The following is an 8,267-nucleotide window of genomic DNA, read 5'->3' on the forward strand; positions in this document are numbered from 1 at the left end:
ATCGTCGGGAAAGCTGTTGAAACATGACTCAAGTCTAAACTATAGCTATTCCAATAAAGAATGAGATATCATCCAGCACAATACTTGCGAATCACCTCATCAATTGAACTGTTTGACCCTGCATACATCCGCGCTCGCTTCAGCGCACTAAAGTCGTGCTCAATCACATTCAAATCAGGAGAGTATTTCGGTAAAAATAACACCTCGTGACCCGCCGCTTTCACCACTGCCTGAATCACCCCTTTTGGATGAATCGGTACATTATCCATCATCAACAACGAACGTTTCTCTAACGCCGGCAAACAGTACTGACTCAGCCAGCTTACAAACCCTACCGCATTCAAATATCCGCAAAACAGCATTGGGGCGATGAAGTCTTTCTGGTGTCTATACCGTCCTGCTACTAATACCAATATCATCTAAAGAACCATATTATTTGCTTATTATGGCCAATACTACAACAGATAGTACAAACTCAGCCAATATGCTCCCATGAAACAGCCGTACCCCGCTCAATGGCCTGATTCACTCGCTTGCCCAGCAGTACCTCATAGTATTTAGGAGGCAACCCATACCCAGGGCGAATCGAACGAATACACTCTGGCGTAATCACTTCCCCTGCCACCATATCTTTGACAAAGTACAGTGAGCGGCGATACACCAGCGACTTTTTCTCCGCCTCCGTAGGCCCATAGTGCACCCGCCCCAGCGCTTGATAAGCCCGCTGCGTTTCCTCCACCAGCAGTTTCATTTCGTGGGGTTCCAAACTAAAGGCGGCATCTACCCCGCCCTCAGCACGACTCAGCGTAAAGTGCTTTTCAATGACCGTTGCCCCTAGAGCCACCGCCGCTACTGCGACACCGATGCCCAGCGTGTGATCCGATAGCCCCACTTCACAGCCAAAGAGTTCCCTTAGGTGCGGAATTGTCCGTAAGTTAGAATCCGTTGGACTCGCAGGATAAGTGCTAGTACATTTGAGCAAGACAATCTGATCATTGCCGGTTGCCCGAATTGTTCGCACCGCTTCATCCAGTTCCGCAAGAGTTGCCATCCCTGTAGACATAATGATCGGCTTACCCGTTTCGGCCACCCGACGGATCAGTCCTAAGTCCACATTTTCAAAGGAAGCAATCTTATAGATTGGGCAATCCAACTCTTCAAGAAAATCAACTGCTGTTAGATCAAAAGGGGTGCTGAATGCAATTAGCCCCAGTTCTTGGGCACGCTTGAAGATGGGTTCGTGCCACTCCCAAGGGGTATAGGCTTTTTGGTAGAGATTGTAGAGATATTCCCCTTGCCAAAGACTGGTCTTGTCACTAATGAAAAAATCAGGTTTTTCACAGGAGATTGTGATTGTATCAGCCCTGTAGGTCTGAAGTTTGACGGCATGGGCGCCAGCTTTTGCTACAGCTTCAACAATAGCTAACGCTCTCTCTAAGGATTGATTATGATTACCCGACATTTCGGCAATGATGAAGGGAACAGTGGTTTGGAGTTTATTAATATTGATTTTGCTCATCATTATCTAACGTAGGAGACTTTACTTGCTCAATTTTAACTTGACTTTCAATATAACCATAGCGGAGGTGGGGTGAACGGAAAGAAATACGAAAATTACCAATTTCTAGGAAAGCTGGCGGATACCCCTCACCATCTAGCATTCGAATAAAGTTGTACAGACTTTCAAGAGATGATATTTGACTGATATCAATTCTGCTTTCATCGGGTTTGCGTCGCTTGAAGTAAGTAGGGGTTCCGATTTGGGGTGTGGGAGATGGATTTTTCTTTATAATCCTGATGATCATGTTCTCAATGATCTTACTAGCACGAATTAGTATCTCATCAGCAGTTCCGTGAAGGCTAAGTGGCTCCTTTAGGTAAATTGGTCCTCCATCCAATTCTTTAGTACACTGAATAGCAGAGATAAAAGTACTTTCAAATCCTTGCATAATTAAGTTCTGTAGCGGACTTCCTCCACGTCCAAAAGGAAGATCAGTCATATGAAAAATGACGACTTGAAAGTTCTCATAGATTTCTGCTGGAATTAATTTTGACCAATGGGGTACAAAGATCCAGCGAGGCGACAGCTCAGATAAATTGTCATAGGTGAAATCTGATTCTTTTTGAATTAAATGTGTTTTAGCTTTGATTTTTCTTGAAATTGAATCGACTAAAAACTTATTTCTTTCTCTATTCGTAACAATCACAATACAGTCATTGCTCATCTTATGATTCTCCCAACCTGAAATGCTTCTGCACTAAAAAGACCCACGGATGAGCCACGAATATAGGCTAGGTACTTTACCACATCTATAGAGCGATAGTGAGGATATTGACGCATCTCTTTAGAATACATGTCCAATGCTCTCAACTTAAGGTCAAGTGCATTTTCAGTATCATTCACTTTCTCGGATAAATTCACAAAGTACTGCGGAATAAAAGTATTAGAAGCCGTTGGTGTATTCCATCCAGTGGCAGAGGGTACCTCAAAGAACAGAATCTGCTTTACTGAACTACCGGGCAAGGGGCGTACTGCTGTCATAACTGCTTCATGGGTAATACGGTGATCAATATTGAGATCGCCGTAGTGATGAGTATAGATTACTTCTGGACGAATGTCATCTATTACTCCCTCAATTACTTTCACAACATCCAGCAAGTCCACGCTGTCCATCCGATTATCTGGAAAGCCACCAAAGCGCACATCCCTACACCCTACCACTTCCCCAGCCCTTCGTGCTGTTTCCTTCAGTTGCTCCAGTGCCTCCTCCCATTCTTCAATATCTCGCTTGGCGCTCCGACTGGTTAGGCCTTCGGCCAAGATTAGAGTAGTCACTTTATCCCCGTGGGCAGCATGTAAAGCTATCGTGCCACCACAGCCAAGAATTTCATCATCAGGATGGGCAGCAACGACTAATACCGATCTTTTTCTAAAATAACTAGTCATTTTTCAGTGTTTGTAATTATTTTTTCAAAAGAGAAGTAGCTAGATTGCTCGATCACATTCTGCTTTATAGCATAGCCACTCTTTTGAAAACAGGCTACCGAAACAGTGTTCTTTTCCTTTACCTCAGCTGAAATTCTTAAGGGAGAACCACGTTCTTTCAACAAATACTTTTCACCTAGTTCTAAAAGTTTCGAACCGATACCGAAACCTCTAAGTGCACTTGTAATGCTGTAATCTATCAACCATTTTTCATTAAAGAAGTCATATCTTATTTGTCCAATAGGTATATCTTTATACATTAGGATATATATCTTGACCTTGTCGCTGTTTAGTTTGTTGTTAAACCATTTGTTATGTTGATTTAAAGTAATAAACCCTTGATTCCACGAATTTTGACGAACATTAATATCATTTGCCCAGTAGAACAAATTAATCAAATCATTTTGGCTGGCAGGTCTTAACCATAACTGCTTCTGCTCAATTAACCGAGTCATCTTTAATACGACTTTTTTGATACCCTTGCCATCAGTAATTAAGATATTTTTAAGCCCTAGCTTAGTATCTAAATTACTGGAATTCAAATTTTTCTTAACTAATTCTTCTAATCTGGAGATATCAAAAATCACAACATCGAAACCATCAGCATGTAAAGCCTCACAGAACTCTATTTGATTATCAGAGGTCACTACAACAATTCCCGTCAAACCAAGGCACATTCGTTCCCATGTAATAGAACCTCCAGACCCCAAGTACCATGAGCACCTTAACATAATGTCGGGCATTTGATCTGTTTGAATATGCAACTGTCCTTCAGGGAAATACTGCATTTGCGATTCCACTTCCGCACGGTGAGGGTTGGCTCCACCAATCACCACTTCAGGGGCAAAATCCCCAATTTCCCGCAGGATTTGCAGGGCTCGGGTTGTGTAGTTCTGGGGATCTATCCCGCCAAAAAAGACCAGTACCTTACGTGGATCAAACGGTGGGCGTCCTTGTCGCTCCAATTTTTCGCGGGCAGCAATGAACTCTGATCTGAGGAGAGCGTACTCAGGCCCTAGCAACTGGCAACAGTGCGGAGGAACTAAGCCGACGTAGCGATCCCAGCGATGTGTATAGTTTTGATCCAGCAAGACATCACAATCATGGAAGCGGTTGGCAAGGTCATCAATGACAAAAATTTGCTTGACCACTGGGCGCAACTGCTGCTCCCACGCCTTGTCAATGCCGTAGTGATCGACAACCAGCCAGTCAGGGGTTGCCTCTAGACTTTCGATAATTTGCTTGGTTTGTGCTGCATCCACTTGTTGAGGGACGCCTAGGTCAGCCGCTGTTGTGGGTTCAGCTCCCCTTGGCAGCTCATAGACCCTAAAGCCCTTTTTCTGCACAAGGGCGATGATATTGTTTGGATGGTTGCGACAAATGAAAATACAGGTTGCCCCTTGCTCACGCAGCGCTGTTGCCAATGTCATACACCGCATGATGTGTCCAGTGCCAATGTGGGTTGCCGAGTCGGCACGGAAAACAATGAGCATTTCCTAGCCCTCCTCCCTAGTTGAGTCTTCGCATCTCTGCATAGCAGATTGATCCCTTTAGCAGGGTCTTGACATCCCGACCCTCTTCACACTCTTTGATGAGACCAAAGACTTCATCTAGGGCTTGACCATAGCCCTGAATGATCTCCGGTGTATGCTCTGTGCAAACATATACGGCGTTGGTTGCCAAATAGCCTCGTGCTAGCATCTCTTGAGTAATGAGGGTTTTATACGCTAGGTTGTTGGTTGTGTTCTCAAACTGAAAGCGAATCAAAGCAGGAATTCCAGAGATTCTCAGAGCCAGTTGATGCTTGACAGCTAGTTGTTGCCAAAGCTCAGCAATATTCCGACCGGTCTGAGTGATTCGTTCCCAAGAACGGGTTTTGTCCATCACTTCAAGAGTTTTTAGGCCAGCTGTCGGCCCAATGCGTTCCGTCCAAAAGGTGCTGCTAATAAATGTGGACTGAGCAGCAGTCATGACTTCCCTGCGGCCAACAACTGCGGTAATTGCGTAACCGTTGCCTAGGGCTTTGCCAAAAACGGCCATATCTGGCTCAACACCATAGATTTTGTGCAAACCGCCAAGTGCCTGCCGAAAACCTGAAGTACACTCATCAAAGATTAAAACGATTCCTCTATCGGTTGCTAGTTTTCTGACTTTTGCCAAAAAACCATCTTTTGGGGGCTCGTTGCGCTGTACCTCCATTTTGATAACGCCAATGTCATGCTGATTCACCAAGGCTTCGAGTTCATCAAACTGGTTATAGTGAAAGGGAAAGACGGTTCCCTTTAATCCTGAGGGAATGCCCTTTGGCTCTAGCCCTGGGAGTAAATGCGTAGCTAAGGTTTGCTCATCACCAAGGTTGGCGGCTAAGTACCAGTCGTGCCAGCCATGGTACCCACAGATGGCCACCGAATCCTTGCCTGTGGCTGCCCTAGCAATACGAATGGCGATCGCGTTCGCTTCACCCCCCGTTCGGGCAAACCGCACCATATCAGCCCATGGATGTAGTTCAATGAGTTTTTCAGCCAGATAGACTTCTTCTGGACAGTTGAGGGTCGATAGATTGCCTTTGGCAATAACTTGTTGAACCGCTTCATCCACTTCTGGGTGAGCGTAGCCCAAGGTATTGGTGCCAATCCCCATCATTGACATATCAATATATTCGCGGTCATCTAAGTCCCAGATGCGGCACCCCTTAGCTTTACTAAAATAGCTGGGCCAATACTCTGGCAGAAACATTTCAGCGCGCTTGGAAAGAAGCATGCTGCCCCCAGGGATGACGCGTTTAGCTCGTTTCCACAACTTTTGGCCGGTTCCTAAGATGGCTCCCTCGCTTCTGCCAATATGCTCATTCAAACTAAAAGCCGCAGGATACTCCTGCTGCATTTGCCAAATTTCCCGCCAAGAGAAGTCAATTCGCGGGGCAAAGTGCTCAATCACCTGCCGAACAACTTGGTAATCTTCCGGTTCATCAACCGTCCAGCGACAACTGGACAGGTCAATAGGTGGTTCTAAAAACCTGACCTGAAATTTGCCACTGTTCCTAATGTAAGGAGAGACATGCTCACGATCAAAGGATGAGCAGGCTTCTTGCCACGCTGCTTCTAGGGCTTGAAAGGTAAATACTTCTACATCTAGACCATCGGCAAAGCGAGTGCTGGTCGCACAATAGTCGGCACTAGAGCTTTGAAATAGATCGATAACTTGGTCAACAATTTCGGGATCAATCAATGGGCAGTCAGCTGTTATGCGTATAACAGTTTTAGCACCATACTTTTTAGCCACTTGATAATATCTATCTAAAACATCCTTTTCACTGCCTTGCTCACAACAGAACCCCAGCCCATGCACATAATCTACAATTTTCTGATTTTCTGGTTGAGAACCAGTGACCACAACTATTTGGTCTACTAACTTGGCATTTCGCAATCGCTGAAGCAAAAAATAAATCAAGGGTCTACTGTCCGCTTTCAGCATCACTTTGCCGGGTAAGCGGGTTGAACCCATGCGTGCCTGCACAATTGCGATTTTCATAGTTGCTCCCAGCGACTAGGATGGATTAAGTCTAGATCATCACTACATAGATGACTAGGCCAAGGAGGAAGATCGGTGTTCATTGCTTCTAAGATAGCTTGCAGTTGGCCGCAACTTTCAACACCAACGAGGATCCGGTCTAGTCCCTGTTGATGGAAGGCTGCACCTAAGCAAGCTTGCAAGGGAGTGACCCTTACGGTAGCTTGCCATGTTTCTATCGCCTGCCACAGCTTAGACCAACGGGAGAACTTTTGGGGACGCTTTTCAGCGGGCATGAGGAGCAATCCCTGTAGAAAAACAGAGCGCGCGTGCACCTCAACACCATCGCTTTTTAGACGAGCCAGCCAACCCGATTTCACTAGCCGCTGGTCTAGACCGTTAAAGGGAGCCTGAACAAGATCAGGTTTAAAGTTGGAATACAGTTGCTCTAATTCTTGCGGTGAATAAATGGAAAAACCAATCTTGTCAACCCAGCCATCTTTTTTCAATTCTAGGAGTGCATCATACAACTCCTTTCCCTCTGACCTAAGGAGATCCAAGGGATGATGCAATAATAGCCCATAGAGCTTGTCTAGCTTAAGACGCTGCAGTGATCTTCTACAGTTGTCTTGAACCCACTGCTGAACATTAGACAAGTTGGAAGGTAATTTGGGAAGTTTAGTGACAACATTCCAGCTCTGGACACCAATGTCCCCTAGCCTTGCTTCACTGTCACCATAGGCTATTGCTGTATCAAGGGTATCTATGCCCACCTCTTGAGCCTGTTGTAAAATAGCTTTTGCTTCTTCAAGGGTGACTTGACCTTGCTGGTTGGCAATTCCATAGGCAAGACCAAACTGAACGGTACCAAGAGCCAAACGCTGAGTATTCATTCCGACTTGTGAAAATAGCGACCCTGCAGATCTTTTCTTAGGATGCTTGTTACCCACTGACGATCATAAGGGTCGTCTAGATCACTACCGCTGTGGTCAACAAGTGTTTCCGAAAAGCGATAAATCAAGTGATAAATGCCAAAATGGCGAAAAATTTCAGCATAGTCCTGCTTGTAGGTGTATAAGCCAGACCGATGTTTGTAGGCATTTGCTCGTAAGAAGGGAGAATCAAAATCTGAGATCACTAAGTAGCCACCATCCTTAAGCGCTAAATCCACATTGGCGACCGCACGGCTGAGAAGGGAGCGATCAACCCAGTGAAATACCGATGAAATAACTACAATCGTTGCTTCTTGCCAAGGTAATCCTTGGGCTTGGGTGATACTCCCCTGAGTAAACTCTAAGTGGGGAAAAGCTTTTTTACCTGCGGCAATGGCTTTGCCTGAAGGTTCCACGACTCGGCATTGCCACTGTGGGTATTGTCTTCTAAATCCTTCAGCAACCCTGCCTGAACTGCCACCAACATCAATGAGTATTCCCTGCGCTGGCAAAGTCAGGTGTGATAGAGCCCGTAAAATTCTATCGTTGGCCGGTGCAGGTTCGGTGGCACTTGCTGCATTGCGCTCATACCATGCATCGGCTTCTTGATTGACAAAAATAGTATCTTGTTGGTTGAGAGAGGTCATATGAAATGATGATGAATAACCCTGCACTCTAGGATACCGATTTTATGCATGGATGCAACAGCAGTGCCAACTCCTGTCTTTATCTATAGCGATCGCTTCCTCGAACACCGCTGCCGCCAGTTTCACTTTGAGCGACCCGAACGGTTAGTGGCCATCCGTCAGCACTTAGAGGCAGCATTTCCAGCAGCAGAA

At 45.5% G+C, this 8,267-nt stretch carries 7 protein-coding genes and 1 pseudogene; all 8 read right to left on the reverse strand.

Annotated elements, in window-relative coordinates; all coding sequences use genetic code 11:
- Positions 1 to 68: 68 nt before the first annotated feature.
- Positions 69 to 407 (reverse strand): annotated as a pseudogene (locus RHK62_RS00650) (transposase); the annotation flags it as partial.
- 68 nt (positions 408 to 475) lie between these two features.
- On the reverse strand, positions 476 to 1,519 hold the full coding sequence (pseI, locus tag RHK62_RS00655) for a pseudaminic acid synthase (RefSeq protein ID WP_399377863.1): 1,044 nt from the start codon (positions 1,517 to 1,519) through the stop codon (positions 476 to 478).
- Positions 1,500 to 2,207, reverse strand: coding sequence for a methionyl-tRNA formyltransferase (locus tag RHK62_RS00660; RefSeq protein WP_310453091.1), 708 nt, complete (start codon positions 2,205 to 2,207; stop codon positions 1,500 to 1,502). The genes pseI and RHK62_RS00660 overlap by 20 nt, the downstream gene beginning before the upstream one ends.
- Positions 2,208 to 2,221: 14 nt before the next feature.
- Entirely contained in the window at positions 2,222 to 2,947 is a 726-nt protein-coding gene (locus RHK62_RS00665) for a PIG-L family deacetylase (RefSeq protein ID WP_310453092.1), read from the reverse strand.
- Entirely contained in the window at positions 2,944 to 4,479 is a 1,536-nt protein-coding gene (gene pseG / locus RHK62_RS00670; RefSeq protein WP_310453093.1) for a UDP-2,4-diacetamido-2,4,6-trideoxy-beta-L-altropyranose hydrolase, read from the reverse strand. Before pseG ends, RHK62_RS00665 begins: the two co-directional genes overlap by 4 nt.
- 16 nt (positions 4,480 to 4,495) lie before the next feature.
- Entirely contained in the window at positions 4,496 to 6,517 is a 2,022-nt protein-coding gene (locus RHK62_RS00675) for an aminotransferase class III-fold pyridoxal phosphate-dependent enzyme (protein ID WP_310453094.1), read from the reverse strand.
- A complete protein-coding gene (locus RHK62_RS00680; protein ID WP_310437827.1) occupies positions 6,514 to 7,389 on the reverse strand; it encodes an aldo/keto reductase in 876 nt (291 codons plus the stop codon). Before RHK62_RS00680 ends, RHK62_RS00675 begins: the two co-directional genes overlap by 4 nt.
- Complete coding sequence (locus RHK62_RS00685) at positions 7,386 to 8,075, reverse strand: class I SAM-dependent methyltransferase (RefSeq protein ID WP_310453095.1); 690 nt, start codon at positions 8,073 to 8,075, stop codon at positions 7,386 to 7,388. Before RHK62_RS00685 ends, RHK62_RS00680 begins: the two co-directional genes overlap by 4 nt.
- Between the last annotated feature and the right edge of the window lie 192 nt (positions 8,076 to 8,267).

Source organism: Thermosynechococcus sp. HY213 (assembly GCF_031460975.1).
GTDB lineage: Bacteria > Cyanobacteriota > Cyanobacteriia > Thermosynechococcales > Thermosynechococcaceae > Thermosynechococcus.